This is a genomic window from Kitasatospora sp. NPDC023120 (assembly GCF_055560835.1).
The window spans coordinates 336,001-353,471 of the sequence record NZ_JBVHHY010000001.1 but is presented as its reverse complement, the minus strand read 5'-3'; the positions used below and the strand labels follow the sequence as shown (position 1 = coordinate 353,471).

General features: G+C 70.8%; 20 protein-coding genes. 4 read left to right on the top strand and 16 right to left on the bottom strand.

Annotated features, from left to right (window positions below; all coding sequences use genetic code 11):
- Positions 1–2: 2 nt before the first annotated feature.
- From rplW to ACZ3TI_RS01685, 5 genes are all read right to left on the bottom strand, one after another.
- Positions 3–320 carry a 50S ribosomal protein L23 gene (gene rplW, locus ACZ3TI_RS01705; protein WP_030280768.1) on the bottom strand — a complete coding sequence of 106 codons (318 nt, stop codon included), beginning with the start codon at positions 318–320 and terminating at the stop codon, positions 3–5.
- Positions 320–997 carry a 50S ribosomal protein L4 gene (gene rplD / locus ACZ3TI_RS01700; RefSeq protein ID WP_097237486.1) on the bottom strand — a complete coding sequence of 226 codons (678 nt, stop codon included), beginning with the start codon at positions 995–997 and terminating at the stop codon, positions 320–322. Before rplD ends, rplW begins: the two co-directional genes overlap by 1 nt.
- A 4-nt stretch (positions 998–1,001) precedes the next feature.
- Complete coding sequence (rplC, locus tag ACZ3TI_RS01695; RefSeq protein WP_207810335.1) at positions 1,002–1,649, bottom strand: 50S ribosomal protein L3; 648 nt, start codon at positions 1,647–1,649, stop codon at positions 1,002–1,004.
- A gap of 14 nt (positions 1,650–1,663) precedes the next feature.
- Complete coding sequence (rpsJ, locus tag ACZ3TI_RS01690; protein WP_012785157.1) at positions 1,664–1,972, bottom strand: 30S ribosomal protein S10; 309 nt, start codon at positions 1,970–1,972, stop codon at positions 1,664–1,666.
- A 392-nt stretch (positions 1,973–2,364) separates the two neighbouring features.
- Positions 2,365–4,179 carry a hypothetical protein gene (locus ACZ3TI_RS01685; protein WP_465722198.1) on the bottom strand — a complete coding sequence of 605 codons (1,815 nt, stop codon included), beginning with the start codon at positions 4,177–4,179 and terminating at the stop codon, positions 2,365–2,367.
- Between the two features lie 331 nt (positions 4,180–4,510).
- Here ACZ3TI_RS01685 and ACZ3TI_RS01680 point away from each other — a divergent pair, with 331 nt between their 5' ends.
- Positions 4,511–5,719: an acyltransferase family protein gene (locus ACZ3TI_RS01680; RefSeq protein WP_465722197.1), complete on the top strand. Its 1,209-nt coding sequence runs from the start codon at positions 4,511–4,513 to the stop codon at positions 5,717–5,719.
- Between the two features lie 94 nt (positions 5,720–5,813).
- Here the strand turns inward: ACZ3TI_RS01680 and ACZ3TI_RS01675 are convergent, their stop codons facing one another.
- The 8 genes from ACZ3TI_RS01675 to rfbB all read right to left on the bottom strand — a co-directional run bounded on the left by ACZ3TI_RS01675 (position 5,814) and on the right by rfbB (position 12,300).
- Positions 5,814–6,185: a DUF2304 domain-containing protein gene (locus ACZ3TI_RS01675; RefSeq protein WP_350519909.1), complete on the bottom strand. Its 372-nt coding sequence runs from the start codon at positions 6,183–6,185 to the stop codon at positions 5,814–5,816.
- Positions 6,182–6,871, bottom strand: coding sequence for a glycosyltransferase family 2 protein (locus ACZ3TI_RS01670; protein ID WP_465722194.1), 690 nt, complete (start codon positions 6,869–6,871; stop codon positions 6,182–6,184). Before ACZ3TI_RS01670 ends, ACZ3TI_RS01675 begins: the two co-directional genes overlap by 4 nt.
- A 48-nt stretch (positions 6,872–6,919) precedes the next feature.
- Positions 6,920–7,813 (bottom strand): glycosyltransferase family 2 protein, encoded by an 894-nt coding sequence (locus ACZ3TI_RS01665; protein WP_465722192.1) that lies wholly within the window; start codon positions 7,811–7,813, stop codon positions 6,920–6,922.
- A 7-nt stretch (positions 7,814–7,820) separates the two neighbouring features.
- Positions 7,821–8,597: a glycosyltransferase family 2 protein gene (locus ACZ3TI_RS01660; RefSeq protein ID WP_465722190.1), complete on the bottom strand. Its 777-nt coding sequence runs from the start codon at positions 8,595–8,597 to the stop codon at positions 7,821–7,823.
- Positions 8,594–8,986, bottom strand: a complete 393-nt coding sequence (locus tag ACZ3TI_RS01655) for a DUF2304 domain-containing protein (RefSeq protein WP_360254645.1) — start codon at positions 8,984–8,986, stop codon at positions 8,594–8,596. The genes ACZ3TI_RS01660 and ACZ3TI_RS01655 overlap by 4 nt, the downstream gene beginning before the upstream one ends.
- A gap of 109 nt (positions 8,987–9,095) precedes the next feature.
- Positions 9,096–10,415 (bottom strand): lipopolysaccharide biosynthesis protein, encoded by a 1,320-nt coding sequence (locus ACZ3TI_RS01650; protein WP_465722188.1) that lies wholly within the window; start codon positions 10,413–10,415, stop codon positions 9,096–9,098.
- Positions 10,412–11,326, bottom strand: coding sequence for a dTDP-4-dehydrorhamnose reductase (gene rfbD / locus ACZ3TI_RS01645; RefSeq protein WP_465722186.1), 915 nt, complete (start codon positions 11,324–11,326; stop codon positions 10,412–10,414). Before rfbD ends, ACZ3TI_RS01650 begins: the two co-directional genes overlap by 4 nt.
- Complete coding sequence (gene rfbB, locus ACZ3TI_RS01640) at positions 11,323–12,300, bottom strand: dTDP-glucose 4,6-dehydratase (protein WP_465722184.1); 978 nt, start codon at positions 12,298–12,300, stop codon at positions 11,323–11,325. Before rfbB ends, rfbD begins: the two co-directional genes overlap by 4 nt.
- A gap of 83 nt (positions 12,301–12,383) precedes the next feature.
- Between rfbB and rfbA the strand changes: the two genes are divergently transcribed.
- Both rfbA and rfbC read left to right on the top strand, forming a co-directional pair.
- Positions 12,384–13,259, top strand: coding sequence for a glucose-1-phosphate thymidylyltransferase RfbA (rfbA, locus tag ACZ3TI_RS01635; protein WP_465722182.1), 876 nt, complete (start codon positions 12,384–12,386; stop codon positions 13,257–13,259).
- Positions 13,256–13,855 carry a dTDP-4-dehydrorhamnose 3,5-epimerase gene (gene rfbC, locus ACZ3TI_RS01630; protein WP_465722180.1) on the top strand — a complete coding sequence of 200 codons (600 nt, stop codon included), beginning with the start codon at positions 13,256–13,258 and terminating at the stop codon, positions 13,853–13,855. Before rfbA ends, rfbC begins: the two co-directional genes overlap by 4 nt.
- A 67-nt stretch (positions 13,856–13,922) precedes the next feature.
- Here rfbC and ACZ3TI_RS01625 read toward each other — a convergent pair whose 3' ends face one another.
- Positions 13,923–14,360, bottom strand: coding sequence for a GtrA family protein (locus ACZ3TI_RS01625; protein WP_465722178.1), 438 nt, complete (start codon positions 14,358–14,360; stop codon positions 13,923–13,925).
- A gap of 80 nt (positions 14,361–14,440) precedes the next feature.
- Between ACZ3TI_RS01625 and ACZ3TI_RS01620 the strand changes: the two genes are divergently transcribed.
- Positions 14,441–16,036, top strand: coding sequence for a DUF2142 domain-containing protein (locus tag ACZ3TI_RS01620; protein ID WP_465722176.1), 1,596 nt, complete (start codon positions 14,441–14,443; stop codon positions 16,034–16,036).
- Here the strand turns inward: ACZ3TI_RS01620 and ACZ3TI_RS01615 are convergent.
- On the bottom strand, positions 16,023–16,475 hold the full coding sequence (locus tag ACZ3TI_RS01615) for a GtrA family protein (RefSeq protein ID WP_465722174.1): 453 nt from the start codon (positions 16,473–16,475) through the stop codon (positions 16,023–16,025). The genes ACZ3TI_RS01620 and ACZ3TI_RS01615 overlap by 14 nt on opposite strands.
- The gene (locus tag ACZ3TI_RS01610; protein ID WP_465722172.1) at positions 16,472–17,434 is read right to left on the bottom strand and encodes a glycosyltransferase family 2 protein; all 963 of its coding nucleotides are present in this window, start codon (positions 17,432–17,434) and stop codon (positions 16,472–16,474) included. The genes ACZ3TI_RS01615 and ACZ3TI_RS01610 overlap by 4 nt, the downstream gene beginning before the upstream one ends.
- Positions 17,435–17,471: the final 37 nt, after the last annotated feature.

The following is a 17,471-nucleotide window of genomic DNA, read 5'->3' as shown; positions in this document are numbered from 1 at the left end:
GTTCAGGAGACCGGACCACCGAAGATGTCGATGCGGTTGCCCTCGGCCAGCGTCACGATGGCGCGCTTGGTGTCCTTGCGCTTGCCAAAGCCCGTCTTGGACCGCTTGCGCTTGCCCTGACGGTTGATCGTGTTGACAGCCTCGACCTTGACCGAGAAGACCGCCTCGACGGCCTGCTTGATCTGGGTCTTGTTGGCGCCCGGCGACACGATGAACGTGTACTTGTTCTCGTCGAGAAGGCTGTAGCTCTTCTCGGAGATGACCGGCTTCACCAGGACGTCACGGGGGTCCGTGAACGTCTTGCTCGTAACGTCGCTCATCAGGCGGCGCTCCCTTCGAGCTCGCCCTCAGCGGCAACGGCCTTGGCGGACGCGGCCGGACCGGCCACGAAACGCTCGAAGGCGGCCTGGGTGAAGACCACATCGTCGGAGACGAGCACGTCGTAGGTGTTCAGCTGACCGGCGTCCAGGATGTGCACGTGCGGCAGGTTGCGAGCGGACTTCAGGCCCAGCTCGTCCTCGCGCTCGACGACCAGGAGGACGTTCTTGCGCTCGGTGATCTTGCCGAACAGGCTCTTGGCGGCCTTGGTCGACGGCGCCTCGGTCGCGGTCACGCCGGTGACGACGTGAATGCGGTTGTGGCGGGCCCGGTCGGTGAGCGCACCGCGCAGGGCGGCGGCGATCATCTTCTTCGGGGTCCGCTGCGAGTAGTCGCGCGGCACGGGACCGTGCACGACGCCACCGCCGGCGAACTGCGGCGCACGGGTCGAGCCCTGACGGGCGCGGCCGGTGCCCTTCTGGCGGTACGGCTTCTTGCCGCCACCGCGGACCTCGCCACGAGTCTTGGTCTTGTGGGTGCCCTGACGGGCCGCAGCGAGCTGCGCCACGACGACCTGGTGCATCAGCGGAACGCTGACCTTCGCGTCGAAGATCTCGGCCGGCAGCTCGATGCTGCCGGTCTTGTCGCCAGCCGGCGACAGGATGTCAATGGTGCTCATTTCCTCACAGCCCCTTCGCCGCGGTGCGGACGAGGACGAGGCCGCCGTTCGGGCCCGGGACGGCGCCCTTGATGAGCAGCAGACCCTTCTCCGCGTCGACCGCGTGCACGGTCAGGTTCTGGGTGGTCACACGCTCGTGGCCCATCCGACCAGCCATGCGCAGGCCCTTGAACACACGGCCCGGGGTGGCGCAGCCACCGATGGAACCGGGGGAACGGTGCTTGCGCTGGGTGCCGTGACCGGCGCCGAGACCCTTGAAGTTGTGACGCTTCATGACACCGGCGAAGCCCTTGCCCTTGGAGGTGCCGGTCACGTCGACCTTGACACCCGCCTCGAACAGCTCGGCGGTGATCTCCTGGCCCAGGGTGTACTCGGACGCGTCCGAGGTACGGATCTCGACCAGGTGGCGGCGCGGGGTGACACCGGCCTTGGCGAAGTGGCCCGCGAGGGGCTTGTTCACCTTGCGGGGGTCGATCTCGCCGAAGCCGAGCTGCACGGCGCTGTAGCCGGCCGGGCTGTCGGCGGTGTGGACCTGGGTCACGACATTCGGCCCAGCCTTGACGACGGTCACCGGGACCACCCGGTTGTTCTCGTCCCAGACCTGGGTCATGCCGAGCTTCTCGCCCAGGATGCCCTTAATCTGCTTAGCCATCTTCGGTGCGCCTCTCAGAGCTTGATCTCGATGTCGACGCCCGCCGGCAGGTCGAGACGCATCAGCGAGTCAACCGTCTTCGGCGTGGGGTCGAGGATGTCGATCAGACGCTTGTGAGTACGCATCTCGAAGTGCTCGCGCGAGTCCTTGTACTTGTGCGGCGAGCGGATGACGCAGTACACGTTCTTCTCAGTGGGCAGCGGCACCGGGCCCGCGACCTGCGCACCAGTACGGATCACCGTCTCGACGATCTTCTTCGCCGAGGAGTCGATGACCTCGTGGTCGTAGGCCTTGAGCCGGATGCGGATCTTCTGTCCCGCCATGGCTACTCAGTAGTCCTTTGTCCTTAGTCACTGCACGATTCCCCCTCCGACCCCCGCGCTCGGGCGTGTCGCACTCGCGCTTGCAAAAAACCGGCGAAGTACTTCGTCGGTTTCGAACTTTCGGGTGGGGGGAGCCGGGTCGAGGCCCCGCGTACGCTTCCCGGAAGATTCCCGTACTTTCGCCCCGCAGCTGCCGTGGCGTAGAACTCACGCTTGACGGCCATCACGGGAACGACGAGTACATGGGACTCGCTTCCGGTCCTCCCGGCGGGAGGCGCGCAGCATCGGCACTCAACCGAGCAACTTGGACATACTGCCACATGGAGCAGCCGAGATGCCAATCGGGGCCGGTGAGGTGCTCCTCACCGGCCCCGATGGGGTGATCCCGCAGGTCAGTGCTTGGGCGGGCGCCCGCAGGTGACGTCCGCGTCCTTCGACGTGACGTTGGCGCACCAGAGCTTCGGCTGGTCCGGAACGAAGGTGTACTCGGCCAGGTCCATGTTGATCGGGTTGCAGGCCTGCTTGCCCTTGTACGGCGAGTACTTGGGGCACTGCCCGTTGTCGAGCTGCTGCAGGTGGGCGCGGAGCGCGTCCAGGCCCATGTCCTCGACGCCCGGGTTGGTGGACGGCATGAACCGGTTCGCCGACCAGGAGCCGCCCATGGTGGCGAACAGTGCGAGCGCGCAGACCAGGCCGGCGGCCAGCTGCGACATCACCCGCGGGGAGATCCGCGCCGCGCGCGCCGGGGCCACCTCGCCCAGCGTGCCGCGGATCCAGCCGAAGCCGCGCTCGTAGGTCAGCATGACGCCCAGGACGGCCAGGACGATCAGGCAGTACAGGATGATCCAGGTCGTGCGCGGGTACAGCTGGACGGCCTGGTTGTGCTCCATGTGCGAGGCGAACCAGAACCGCAGCAGCCAGGCGCCGGCGAGGACGAAGCCCGCGGTGCGGACCACCATGTTGCGCAGGCCCAGGCCGACGCCGATGCCCACGCCGACCAGCAGCAGCACGCCGAAACCGGTCTGCCCGGCGATGTCACCCTGAGCCGGCCAGTTGTGGTAGTCCAGGGTGCCCGAGCGGTCCGACGCCCAGCCCATGACGTACGCCGGGTCGATGTAGGTGTTGATGTAGGCGTAGCGGTCCATCGTGGAGGCGCCGAGCTTGACCAGCTGGTAGAGCAGCGGGGCCCCGATCACGGCCGCGGTGACCAGCATGGTGCCCAGGAAGACCAGCGCGCGCTTGAGGGCCGTGCGGCCGCGGCGCCACGGGAAGAGCATCAGGACCAGGATGAACGAGCCCGGCGCCGCCCACAGGTACCAGCCCGAGTACCAGAGGAACATCACGCCGAACGCGGCGCCGAAGCCGAGGCCGCGCAGCACCGCGGAGCGGGTCGAGAGCTCGCCGGCCCGGCGGATCTCCCGGAAGCAGGCCGCCAGCAGCGGCAGCAGCACCAGCATGGAGCCGTGGCTGTACGGGCGGATCGGGTCGAGGAAGACGATCGAGGTCGGCACCGCGACCGCCATCGCCCAGAACGGACGCAGCAGCATGCGCCAGGAGAGGTAGGCCATCGGCCCGACGAGCGCGCTGAGGATCAGCTGCAGGTCCTTGAGCGCGTGGCCCACGCCGGCGATGCCGTTGTGGAAGAGCTTGGCCCAGACGGCGAGCAGGGCGGGGAACAGCGGGGGGTAGACCCCGGGCAGTCCCTGACCGCGGATCATGTCGTTGGCCATGCCCATGAGGTTGCCCGGGTCGCCCTCCTGGCCGCCGAGGCCCCAGGGGGTGCCGTGCAGGGCGACCACGATGCCGCCGGCCACGACGCCGGTGCCCAGGCCCGCGACGGCGGCGCAGGCCAGCCGCTGCGCGACCCGGTAGTAGCGCAGCGTCCCGCGGTAGGCGAGCAGCAGCAGCACCGCGAGGGCGGGGATGCCGAGCAGCGCCGCGTACTGCTGGATCTTGGCGAGGCCGCTGACCTGGCCGATCCGGGTGGTCGGGTTGACGCTGATGTGCGTGCACAGCAGCATGAAGCCGAGCGCGACGCCGACGCTGACCACGCCCTCCGCGAGCGGGAGGAACCAGCGCTTCTCGGTCCACCGCGAGAAGCGGTCGCCCCGACGGCCGCTCGGCGATCCGTCGGAGGACGCCGTGGTCGTCTCGTCGTCGGGCACGCCGGCGCGGCCGCCGACGACGTCCGGGGCCAAATCCGTCATGTCTCTTCGCTTCCGTGAAGCGGCACACTGCCGCGGGTCGGACCCGCTCGCCGGATGCGGGCGAGCTCTGCGGGCGATGGCCGGGCGCCCGATCGGCACAGGTTCGGCCGAACTCCTGACGTGCTGCGGGCGTCCGGCGGATGGATCGTCGCCGCCGGCGATGCCGGGCCCGGGCCGGGACTCATGGTAATCGCACCCCCAAGAGCGTGTCATGGCGCGCTGCCGCTGCCCCGGGGGCCTCTTCCGCCCCAATGGAGGCCGGGTCCGGGCGGATAGGGTGAGGCGCGCAGTCCACGTCCCTCCACGACCACCGGCCCGGAGTCCCCCGCCCATGTCGCACACCGCACGCAAGAGGTCGGTTCTGACGGCCAGACCGCCGCTGGCCGAGGCCCTCGGACGGAAGAACGGCTTCGGCCTGCTCCGGCTCGTCCTCGCCCTCGCCGTGATCTTCGCCCACGCGATGCCGCTGGGGCTGGGCAAGCCCGACCTCGGACTGCTGGAGAGCCGCGGTCAGACCAACGTCGGCGCGATCGCGGTGAGCGGCTTCTTCGTTCTCTCGGGGCTTCTGATCACGCGCAGCGGCATGCGGCTGAGCCCGGCGCGGTTCCTCTGGAACCGCGCCATCCGCATCCTCCCCGGGCTCTGGGCCTGCCTGCTGGTGACGGCGTTCGTGGTCGCCCCCGTGGTCGCGTACCACCAGGGCCGGCTGGCCGGCTTCTGGTCGCACCCGGAGGGACCGCTGGCGTACCTGGAGGCCAACTGGTCGATCGGGGTGAACCAGTGGGGGATCTCCGGGCTGCTCGACCACGTGCCGCACCCCACCGCCTTCAACGGCTCGGTGTGGTCGCTGGCGTACGAGGTCCTCTGCTACCTGCTGGTGGTCTCGCTGGCCGCGGTCAGCGTGCTGCGGCGGGCGCGCTGGGCCGTCGCCCTGATGGTCCTCGGCCTCTACGCGTACATGGTCCACCTCGCGTGGGGCTTCCACCTGCTGCGCGCCCCGGAGTACGCGCCGACCGGCCTCACCGGCTGGCAGCTGCCGTTCCTGGGCTCGATCAGCCTGGACATGTTCATACCCCTGACCTTCATGTTCGGCCTCGGCGCGGTCGCGGAGCTGTACAAGGACCGGCTGCCGATCAGCGACCCGGCCGGCGTGCTGGCCGCGGTGGTCTTCCTCGGCACCGCCCGGTACGGCGGGTTCACCCTGTTCGGACTGCCCGCCTTCGCCTACCTGCTGATCTGGCTCGCCTGCCGGATGCCGGGCCCGCTGACCAAGGTCGGCACCAAGGTCGACCTCTCGTACGGGGTGTACATCTACGCGTTCCCGATCCAGCAGTGCCTCGCGCTGTGGGGCGTCGGCAAGCACGGCTACTGGGCGTACACGGCGGCCTCGGTCGCGCTCTCGGTCGTCGCCGCGTTCTGCTCCTGGCACGTCGTCGAGAAGCCCGCGCTCAAGCTGAAGGACCTCGGTCTGCGCAAGCCGCCGCGGCAGCCGCAGCCGCCGGCCGCGCCGGTCCGGCCGCTGTCCGAGGTCTCCGGCTGACCCGGCTCCCCCGCTCCCCCGAACGCAACCGGGCCCGGTACGCAGTGCGCGTACCGGGCCCGGTTGCGTTCGGTCCGCCGGGGACCGCCGTGGACTAGCCGGAGACCTTCTCGTCGAAGCGCTCCTGGTTGAGCCGCGCGCCCTCGGTGATGGCGACGGTGCGGGCCATGTCGGTGAGCTTCTTCTCCAGGGAGCGGAAGCGCAGGTAGGTGTTGAGCGCCAGGAACGCCAGCGCCAGGACCATCAGGTACAGCACCAGGTCGGTGCCGCGGCCGACGCCGAACCGGTTCGCCACCCAGGTGACGTCGTTCGGACGCAGCACCGCGTAGATGTTCGCGAGCACGAACAGCACGAAGGCGATGCGCTTCCAGGCCCTGGTGTTGGTCCGGTCCCAGCGCCGGATGAAGATGAGCGCCGCGGTGCCGGCGCCCAGCACCAGCACCAGTTGTATCCAGAAGTACTTCATCGCCGGCCACGCTCCCGGAGCGAGATGTCGAAGAGGATGTTGACGCCGTTGATCAGGGACTGGCCCTTGGCGCGCGAGTAGTCGGTGTAGAGGATGTCCACGGGGACCTCCACCACGCGCAGCGAGGACTTCGCCAGCAGGCCGACGATCTCCGAGGCGTGGGCCATCCCGTTCATGGTGATGCGCAGCTGGGAGGCGGCCTCGCGATTGATCACGCGCAGCCCGTTGTGCGAATCGGTGAGCTTCAGCTTGCGGGCGGTCGGGCTGACCGCGGCCGCGGTGCGGAGCACCACGCGCTTGATCATCGGGACCTGCTCGGACTGCTCGATGAACCGCGAGCCGAGGACCACGTCGGCGGTCCCGCCGCGCAGCACGGCGACCATCTTCTCGACGTCGGCCGTCTGGTGCTGGCCGTCCGCGTCGAAGGTGGCGAAGTACTGGGCTCCAGGCTGCTGCAGGGCGTAGGAGAGCCCGGTCTGCAGGGCGGCGCCCTGGCCCAGGTTGACCGGGTGGCGCACCAGGTGGGCGCCGGTGGTCAGGATGTGCTCGGCCGAGCCGTCGGTGCTCCCGTCGTCGACCACGACGATGTTCGGGAACGTCTTGCGGGCGTTCTCCACCACATCGGCGATCACCTGGCCTTCGTTGTAGGCGGGGATCACCAGCCAGACGTCGTCGTATTGGGACATGGTCGCTTCCTGGGCACTGGGAGGGGGTTGCTGGGGGGATCTCACGGGTCAGGCCCGGCGGCCGGCCACATGGCTCAGCATCGCCCCGACGCCCCGCAGGCCCGCCTTGCGGCCGGCCGCGGGGATCATGCTGAGCGCGTGCAGCCGGGACGAGACGAAGCGGCGGGAGATGGTGGCGGCCCGGTGCCAGCCGTGCGCGTCCAGCCGGTCCGCGGTCTCCCGGAAGAAGCGGCGGGCCTCCTCGAAGCGCTTGCCCGTGAAGGCGGTGACCGAGGACTCGCTGACCGCGTGCCGCCGGTAGCTGAAGCACACCTCGGGCACGACCGCCAGCGACACGTCCGCGAGGAGCAGGTCGACGATGATCGCGAGGTCCTGGATGACGCCGAGGTCCGCCCGGAAGGCGGTCGCCTGCATGTCCTTGGTGCGCCAGCACACGGACGGGAAGTACAGCCAGTCGCCACGCATCAGGCTCATCGCGAGCGGCTCGCCGGACATCAGCAGCGGCCCGGGGTCCTTCGGCGCGTACAGCCGGCGCTTGACGGTGTCGGCCAGGCTGCCGACCGGGTTGCCGTCGGCGCCGATCACCAGCACGCCGGGCTGGACCATGCCCGCCTCCGGGAAGCGCTCCAGCGCGTCCCGGACCACCGTGAGGTAGTTGGGGTGCATCAGGTCGTCGCAGCCCATGAGGACGAGGTACTCGTACTCGGCGAGCTGGACGCAGCGGTTGAAGTTGCCGCTGACGCCGAGGTTGGTCTCGTTGCGCAGGTACCGCACCCGCGGGTCCGCGAGGGACTCGAACCAGCCGGGGACGTCCGGCTCCTTGCCGTCGTCGACGACCGTGAGGCGCCAGTCGTCGCCCTCCTGGGCCAGCACGCTGCGGACTGCGTCCTGCATCAGCCGGACGTCGCCGTAGTACGGCATCAGGATCTCGAAACGGGACATCGGGTACCTAGACCTTGCCAATGAGCTCGGGCCGGCGGGCGGCGGCACGGGTGGCGGGCTCGATGGCCTTCACGTTCGCCGGCATGCGGCGGATGAGGGCGAGCAGCAGCACCAGGCCGGCGCGGGCCAGGTAGATCGTCGCCTTGATCGGGGACGCGGAGGGCGTGCCGGTGGTCCGCTCGCGCATCGCGACCGGGACCTGACGGATGACGAAGCCGCAGCGGGCGGCGCCGACCATGCTCTCGATGGTGTCGCCCAGGTACTCGACCGGGTACCAGTGCGAGAAGAACTCGATCATCGGCTTGTTGCAGGCCTTGAAGCCCGAGGTGGTGTCGGTGAGCCGGGTCTTGGCGACCCGCGACAGCACCACCGAGAGCAGCTTCATCGCCCAGGAGCGCGGGCCGCGCACCTTGTACGAGCCCTCGCCGGCGAAGCGGGCGCCGATGACCAGGTCCGCCTCGCGGAGCTTCTCGAGCAGCGCGGGCACGTAGGCCGGGTCGTGCTGGCCGTCGGCGTCGCACTGGAGCGCCACGTCGTAGTCGTGCAGGTGCGCGTAGCGGTAGCCGAAGCGCATCGCGCCGCCGACGCCGAGGTTGTACGGCAGCTGCGCGACCTTGGAGCCGTGGGCGGCGGCGACGGCGGCGGTGCTGTCCGTCGAGCCGTCGTCGACGACCAGGGTGTCGACGCCGGGGAGCTTCTGCTGGATCTCGCGGAGGATCTTCGGCAGGCCCTCGGCCTCGTTCCAGGCGGGGAGGATGATCAGTACCCGCTTGCCGTCGATCATGCCTTCACCTCGGGGTCGTTCACGTCGCTGCCGGAGCGGGCAATCGGGAAGTCGTGGTGCTCGGCGAGGTGGGCGCGCATCATCGCGACGTCCTCGGCCAAGGTACGGGTCTCGGCCTCCAGCCGGCTGGTCTCCCAGCTGAGGTGCACGCAGACCAGCAGGACCAGCACGAAGCCGGCGAACAGCACGAGGCTGACCCCGGAGGCCACGCCGAGCCGGCGCGCGGTCGAGTCCAGCAGCCGCGGGAAGAAGCCCAGCGGGGCGATCACCACGCCGATGGCAAGCCAGAGCGCCGCGTACTTCTCCCGGAGCTGCTGGCGTCGCAGCAGCTCCAGAATCCACACGAGCACCAGCACGCCGGTGATCGAAGTCAGCACACTCAGCTGCACGATGGATCTCGCCTTTCACGCGTCGGTGAGGCATGGGGGTGAATGGAGCACATGCTAGGGACGCCGGTACCGCGGGGCGTCGCCGGGGGGAGCTGGGACGACATGGTGATCAGCTCGTGGAGACCGCGTCGGCGGAGACGGCGGTCCGCGAGGTGTCCGCACCGGCGCCGCGCACGCTACCGTCGCCGCGCAGCGCCAGCAACATGACCACGAGCACCACCAGCGGACCGACGGTGTACGCGGCCTCGACCCGGGTCGCCGGGGCTCCCGGCAGGCAGGTCACCAGCAGCAGCGTCGCGGTGCCGAGCGCCCAGCCGAGCAGCTGCCGACGGTGGCGGCCGCGGGCGATGACCGCCTGCCCGACCACCGTGGCGAGCAGGTAGGCGAGCGTGCCCACCGAGAGCCAGAGGAAGTCCACCGGACCGAGAGCATGCCGGTCCGCGTTGAACGCGACGTGAATCACCCATGGCCCGAGGACCACGGCGGGCACCCCGCCGAGGACGCCGAGGGCCGTCACCATGCCGCAGGTCTTGGTGAGGAGCTTACGGAAGCCCGCCCGGTCGCCGGTCGCCACGGCCGTCGACAGCCCCGACATCAGCGAGGCCTGCAGCGCGCCGAACACGAACAGCGGCACCCGGCTGAGCACCATCGCGCCGGTGAACGCGCCGACCAGCACGGCCTGCGAGGGCGCCAGCACCTGGATGCTGAGCACCGCGGCGTTGGCGACGAACTGCGCCAGCAGGAACGAGACGGTCAGCATGCCCAGGCCGCTGCACAGCTCGCGCCAGCCGATGGCCGGGCCGGGCAGCGCGATCCGCAGCGTCCGCGGCAGGCTCACCAGCATGGCCAGCACCGGGGAGACGGCCAGGATCAGGCTGTACGCGAGCGCCGAGTGCACGCCCGCCACCAGCAGTCCGACCGAGAAGACGATCCGCAGGACGCCGTCCAGACCGAGCTGGAGGCCGTACGCGCCGAAGTGCCCGAGGCCGGCCAGCACCCCGCGGGTCAGGTAGCAGGCGGCCGGTCCGACGAAGGCGGCGGCCAGCGCCACCACCAGGGTCCGGTCGCCGTGGAAGAACACGTCCGCGAGCTGGCGGGAGAACACCCCCAGCCCGGTGAGCACCAGCAGCAGCAGCCCGCCGGTCAGCACGGCCGCCTTGCGCAGCACCGGGGCCGCGCCCTCGCCCCGGGCGGTCCGGGCGGCGATCACCCGGGTCAGCTCCTGCTCGACCGGGAAGAACAGCCCGAGCGCGAAGGACATCGCCATGGTCCACAGGACGGAGACCTCGGCGAGCGACTCGCGGTCGAGCGCGTGCCCGGCCACCGCGAGGTGCGCGTAGGAGGCCACCCCGAGGGTGACCGTCCCGACGCCGACCGCCAGCAGTCCCGGCGGCAGCGCGCGCGTCACCCGGCCGAGCACGCCGCTCACCGCTCCGCCGCGGTGCGCAGCGCCCGGAAGGCCGGACGCTGCAGGGCCTCGGCGAGCATGGCCCGCCACTCGGGCAGCGGCGCAAGGCCGGCGGCCGCCCAGCGGTCGTGGCCCAGCACGCTGAACGCGGGGCGGACGGCCGGGCGGACGAACGCCTCCGAGGTGGTCGGACGGATCCGCTCCGGGTCGAGCCCGCTCAGCGCGTACGTCTCGCGGGCCAGCCCGAACCAGGTGGTCCGGCCGCTCGCGGTGCCGTGGTAGACCCCGGCCGGGGCCCACCCGCCGAGCGCGGCCCGGCCGAGCTCGGCCAGGCGGCCGGCGAGCGCGTACGACCAGGTCGGCTGGCCGTGCTGGTCGTCCACCACGTCCAGGGTGTCCCGCTGGGCGGCGAGCTTGAGCATGGTGGCCACGAAGTTCGGGCCGTGCTCGCCGTACAGCCAGGCGGTGCGCACGACGTAGCCGTGCTCGGGGAGCAGCTCGGCGACGGCCCGCTCCCCCACCAGCTTGCTGCGGCCGTACGCGTTGACCGGCGCGGTCGGGGCGTCCTCCGGGCAGGGCTCGGTGGCGTCGCCCGGCAGGACGTAGTCGGTGGAGACGTGCAGCAGCCGGGCGCCGGTCTTGGCGCAGGCCGCGGCGAGGTGGCGGACGCCGGTGCCGTTGACGGCGGTGGCGGCCTCCTCCGCGGTCTCCGCACCGTCGACGTCCGTCCACGCGGCGCAGTTGACCACGATGTCGTGGCCGTCGACGGCGGCCTGCACGGCCGCGGCGTCGGTGATGTCGAGGTCCGCCCGGCGCAGCGCGGTGATCTCGGCGGTCGGGTCGGCGGCAAGCACCGACAGCAGGTCCTGCCCGAGCATCCCGGCCGCGCCGGTGACCAGCCAGCGCACCCGGCCGGCGGCGTTCGCGGTCACTTCGCCAGGGCCGCCTTCTGCTTCAGCGGCTCCCACCAGGCGCGGTTCTCGCGGTACCAGGCGATGGTCGCGGCGAGGCCGTCCGGGAAGGAGACCTGCGGCTCGTAGCCGAGCTCCTCGCCGATCTTGCTGATGTCCAGGGAGTAGCGCAGGTCGTGGCCCTTGCGGTCCTCGACGTACTCGACCATGTCCCAGCCGGCGCCCGCGGCCTCGAGCAGCAGGCCGGTCAGCTCCTTGTTGGTGACCTCGGTGCCGCCGCCGATGTTGTAGACCTCGCCGGCCCGGCCGCCGCGCATGACCAGCTCGATGCCCCGGCAGTGGTCCGAGACGTGCAGCCAGTCGCGGATGTTGCCACCGTTGCCGTACAGCGGCACCTTCTTGCCGTCGATCAGGTTGGTGGTGAACAGCGGGATGACCTTCTCCGGGAACTGGTAGTGCCCGTAGTTGTTGGAGCAGCGGGTCACCACGACGTCCATGCCGTGGGTCCGGTGGTACGCCAGGGCCAGCAGGTCGGAGCCGGCCTTGGACGCGGAGTACGGGGAGTTCGGGGCCAGCGGCCAGGTCTCGGTCCAGGAGCCCTCGCTGATGGAGCCGTAGACCTCGTCGGTGGAGACGTGGACGAAGCGGCCGACGCCGTGCTTGCGGGCGGCGTCCAGCAGGACCTGGGTGCCCAGCACGTTGGTCACGACGAAGGGGCCCGCGCCGGCGATCGACCGGTCCACGTGCGACTCGGCGGCGAAGTGCACCACCACGTCGTGGCCCGGCATGACCTGGTCGACGGCGTCCGCGTCGCAGATGTCGCCCTGGACGAAGGTGTAGCCCTGGTGGTCTGCCACCGGGGCCAGGTTCTCCAGGACGCCCGAGTAGGTGAGCTTGTCAAAGACGGTGATCCGGGCGCTCTCGTCCGCTCCGAGAAGCTGACGGACGAACTCCGAACCGATGAATCCGGCGCCGCCGGTCACGAGGATGCGCATAATGCGCGTAGTCTACCGTCGCCGATCGGCCCCCTCGAACGGCCCGGGACGGGGCGTGCGCGGCTCTCACTTAAGCTGCTCGCATGCGTGGAATCCTCCTGGCCGGCGGGACCGGCTCGCGCCTGTGGCCACTCACCCGGGCGGTCTCGAAGCAGCTGCTCCCGGTCTTCGACAAGCCGATGATCTACTACCCGCTCTCCACCCTGGTGATGGCGGGGATCAGCGAGATCCTCATCATCACCACCCCGGCCGACCGCGAGCAGTTCGAGCGCCTGCTGGGCGACGGCTCGCAGTTCGGCCTCAAACTGGAGTACGCCGTCCAGGAGAAGCCCGAGGGCATCGCCCAGGCCTTCGTGCTCGGTGCGGACTTCATCGGCGACGAGTCGGTCGCCCTCATCCTCGGCGACAACATCTTCCATGGCAGCGGCCTCGGCACCCGCCTGGCCGAGCACACCGACGCCCCTGGCGGCCGGGTCTTCGCCTACCCGGTGGCCGACCCGACCGCGTACGGCGTGGTCGAGTTCGACGAGCACGGCCAGGCGATCTCCATCGAGGAGAAGCCCGAGAAGCCCAAGTCCCGCTACGCCGTCCCCGGCCTCTACTTCTACGACAACCAGGTCGTGGAGATCGCCCGCGGCCTGGAGCCCAGCGCGCGCGGCGAGCTGGAGATCACCGCGGTCAACGACGCCTACCTGCGCAAGGGTGAGCTGAACGTCACGATCCTGGACCGCGGTACCGCCTGGCTGGACACCGGCACCTTCGTCTCGATGGTGCAGGCCTCGGAGTTCGTCCGGGTGATAGAGGAGCGCCAGGGCTTCAAGATCGGCTGCATCGAGGAGGCCGTCTGGCGGGCCGGCCTGATCGGCTCCGAGCAGCTGCGCGAGCTCGCCGAGCCGCTGCTGAAGAGCGGCTACGGACAGTACCTGCTGGCGCTGCTGGATGAGGAGAACGCCCGGTGAAGTTCCGCGAACTGAGCATCGAGGGCCTGATCGAGGTCACTCCGCAGCTGCACGGCGACCCGCGCGGCATGTTCACCGAGTGGTACCGCTTCGACCGGCTGGCCGAGGTCGTCGGCCACCCGCTGCGGCTGGCCCAGGCCAACCTGTCGGTCTCCTCGCGCGGCGTGGTCCGCGGCATCCACTTCGCCGACGTGCCGCCCGGCCAGGCCAAGTACGTGACCTGCGTGCGTGGCGCCGTGCTCGACGTCATCGTCGACCTGCGGGTCGGTTCGCCGACCTTCGGCCGTTGGGAGGGCGTCCGGCTCGACGACGTGGAGCGCCGCGCGGTCTACATCCCCGAGGGCCTCGGCCACGGCTTCTGCGCGCTGACCGACGACGCCACGCTCTCGTACCTCTGCTCCGAGACGTACAACCCGACCGGCGAGCACTCGGTCCACCCGCTCGACCCGGACCTGGGCATCGAGTGGCCGGCCGACCAGCCGCTGCTGTCGGCCCGGGACGAGGCCGCGCCGTCGCTGGCGGAGGCGATCTCCTCCGGCCTGCTGCCGACGTACGAGACCTGCAAGGCGTTCACCGAGGGCCTGCGCACCCAGTAGGACCGGCGTCCGCCGAGACGCGCGAAGGCCCGGCCGGATCACTCCGGCCGGGCCTTCGTCGTCGCGGTCACTTGTCCCGGAAGACCCAGTACTTGTAGCCGAAGTAGTTGACCACCGAGAGGATCACCAGCGCGAGCGCGCGGGCCAGCAGGTAGAAGAGGCCCAGCTTCACGAAGCCGCCGACCAGCAGCACGGTGCCGACCCAGTTGCCGCCCGCCATCACCATGTAGCGGGCGGTCTGCTTGCCGACCGGCGAGGTGCTCTCGAAGGCCCAGATCCGGTTCAGCACGAAGTTCGTCGTGAAGCCGGCCAGCACCGCGACGAAGGTGGACGGCGCCAGCGGCAGGTCGAGCACCCCGTGCAGGACGTACAGCAGGCCCATGTCGACGGTGGTGCTGGTGACGCCGGCGGCCAGGAACCGCACCGCGCTATGGCCCAGAAGTCCGGCGATCCGGCCCTTCACGGTGGATCCGGACACTTCCGAGGGCGATTCCAGTTGAGTCACGGGGGAATCGTAAGTGCAACGCCGGGCGGGCACACAGCGGCCCGGGTGGGGCGGATTCGGCCACCCGTTATCTTGGTCGCGTGTCCTCATACTCCCCCGCCGCTACCACGCCTCCCGCGCCCGCCGCGAGCAGATCCGGCGACAGCTCCAGCCGCCCGGGTCGCCTGCTGTTCCGGCGGACGTGGTGGACCGCGTTCATCGGGTTCTTCCTCGTCTGCGCGGGCTGGGCCCTCGCCTCGCCGTACGACGCGAGCCCGGACGAACGGGAGCACATCATCCGCGCGGTCGGGGCCGCCCGGGGCGAGTTCGCGCCCAAGCCGGAGGCCGCGGGCGGCGGCACCGGTGCCTTCCAGCACGTGCCGGCCTCGATCGTCCGGGACAACTGCTGGTGGTTCGACCCCACCAAGTCGGTGGCCTGCGCCAAGGCGCCGGGCGGTGAGGACCAGCAGATCGAGCGGGTCGGCACCCGGGCCGGCCGGTACAACCCGGTCTACTACGCCCTCGTCGGCTGGCCGATGGCGCTCTGGCCGAACTGGCTGGGCCTCACCCTGGCGCGGCTGATCAGCTCCGCCCTGGTCGCGGCGCTGCTCGCCTCCGCCGCGCACGCCCTCGTCTCCTGGACCAGGCACCGGATCGCGGCGGCGGGGCTGCTGGTCGCGGTCACCCCGATCACCGCGCACCTGGCGGGCTCGATCAACCCCAACGGCATCGAGATCGCGGCCGGCGTGGCCTTGGTCGCGGCCCTCATCCCGACCGTGCTGGACCCGGAGCAGCCGCTGCGCCGCGCGGCCATGGTGCAGATCGGGATCGCCGGCTCGGTGCTCATGACGGTCCGTGCGCTCGGACCGCTCTGGTGCGCCGCGGTCGTCGGGATCATGCTGGTCCCGGCCAAGCGGGAGCGGCTGAAGCAGCTGCTGCGGTTCCGGCCCGCCTGGTGGGCGGCCGGCGCGCTGGCCGCCACCGGCACCGCGGGGGCGCTGTGGACGGTGGTCATGAAGGCCTCGGAGATGATGCCCGTCCAGGTGCCGCCCGGCATCACGGTGCCCAAGGCGATCCGGCACGAGGTGATCGTGCGCTGGCCCGAGTACTTCGTCGAGATGGTCGGCGTGCCCTCCTGGCTCGACACCCGCCTGCCCGGCACCGCGTACTTCCTGTGGTTCCTGGCCATCGGCTGCCTGGTGCTGCCCGCGCTCGCCTTCGGCACGTGGGGCGACCGCTGGCGGGTGGTCGCCTTCTTCCTCGCCCCGTTCGGGGTGCTCACGCTCTCCGGCGCGATCGCCGCGCACAAGGTCGGCTTCGCCGGCCAGGGCCGGTACCTGCTGCCGGTCGCCGTCGGCGTGCCGCTGATCGCCGCCTTCGTCCTCGGGCGCCGCGGTGTGCTCGAAGGGGCCCGGTCGGCCTCGCTGGTCCGGACGGTCGCACTGGTGGTGCTGCCGCTGCAGCTGGCCTTCCTGGGCTACACGATGATCCGCTGGCAGGCCGGCCTCGGGACCTCGGTGGACTACACCCCGCTCAACCCGCTGACCGGGGCCTGGCACCCGCCGACGGGCTCGGCGACCGCGCTGCTGACCGGCGCGGCCGGCTGCGTGGTGCTCGGGATCTGGGCGTGGACCAGCACCGCCCACCGGGCCGAGCGCACGCAGGAGGAGCCCCGCTCCGCCGTCAGCGCTTCCTGAAGACCCACAGTTTGAGGAGGACGAACCGGGCCACGGTGGCGAGACCGTTCGCCACCACGAGCCCGGTCACCTCGACCACCCGGGAGGCGTGCGGGACGGCGACGCCGAGCAGCGCCAGGACACCGCTGCTGAGGCCGAGCCCGATCAGGAACGCGACCGCGCCCTGGAGCTGGTGGCGCACCGCGCCGTCCGAGCCGGTGATGCCGAAGGTGAAGCGGCGGTTGGCCGCGGTGTTGGCCACCGCGCTGACGGCCAGCGCGACCAGGTTGGCGACCTGCGAGGAGGCGACCAGGCGCAGGAGGACGAACAGCGCCAGGTAGAAGAGGGTGCTCAGCACCCCGATGACCAGGAAGGACGGCAGCTGGCGCCGCATCCCGGGCTGCGGCGCGGAGGCCTGCTCACCGGGCTCGTCCCGGTCGGTGGAGAGGATCTCGTTCACTCGCCCGTACCGTACCGGTCCGGCTCCTCGGCCGAGTCGTAGCCGATGAAGTAGGCGGGCCGCGCCTGGACCGCCGAGTAGATCCGGCCGACGTACTCGCCGAGCAGTCCGACGCAGACCAGCTGGACGGCGCCGATGAACAGCATCCCTATGAACAGCGAGGACCAGCCGGGCACGGTCGAGCCGACCGCGTACGCGACCGTGGTGTAGAGCGCCAGCGCGATGCAGACCAGGAAGCTGAACAGCCCGAGCCAGGTGGCCAGCCGCAGCGGGGCGGCGGAGAAGTTGGTGACGCTGTCCAGCGCCAGCCGGACCATCTTGGACAGCGGGTAGTGGGTGCTGCCCGCGACCCGCTCCTCCCGCACGTAGACCACCTCGCCGCTGGGGAAGCCCAGCCACGGCACCAGCAGCCGGTAGACCGGCTGGTGCTCGGGCATGGCCTTCAGCGCGTCCACCGCGGCCCGGCTGAGCAGCCGGTAGTCGCCCGCCTGGTTGGGCATCCGCTGGCCGACCAGCTTGCGCATCATCCAGTAGTACGCGCCGGCGGTGTGCCGCTTGAAGAAGGTGTCGGTGCCGCGGTCGCCGCGGACGCCGTAGACGATGTCGAGGCCCTGCTCGCGAGCGAGCTCCAGCATCTCGGGGATCTTCTCCGGCGGGTCCTGCAGGTCGGCGTCGATGGAGACGACGTAGTCGCCGAAGGCGCGGTGGATGCCGGCGGTGAGGGCGGCCTGGTGCCCGGAGTTGCGGGCGAAGCGGACGACGCGGAACTCCGGCCAGTCCTGGCGGATCTTCTGCATCAGCACCGGCGTGGCGTCGGTGCTGCCGTCGTCGACACCGACCACCTCGTAGGTCACGTCGAGCCCGTCGAGGATCGGCCGCAGCCGTTCGACGGTCAGCGGGAGCGCCTCCTGCTCGTTGTAGATCGGCATCACGACCGACAACAGCGGTGCCGTTGACATGCGTTGGATCCCACTTTCCGCGACGGCGGGGGCTTGA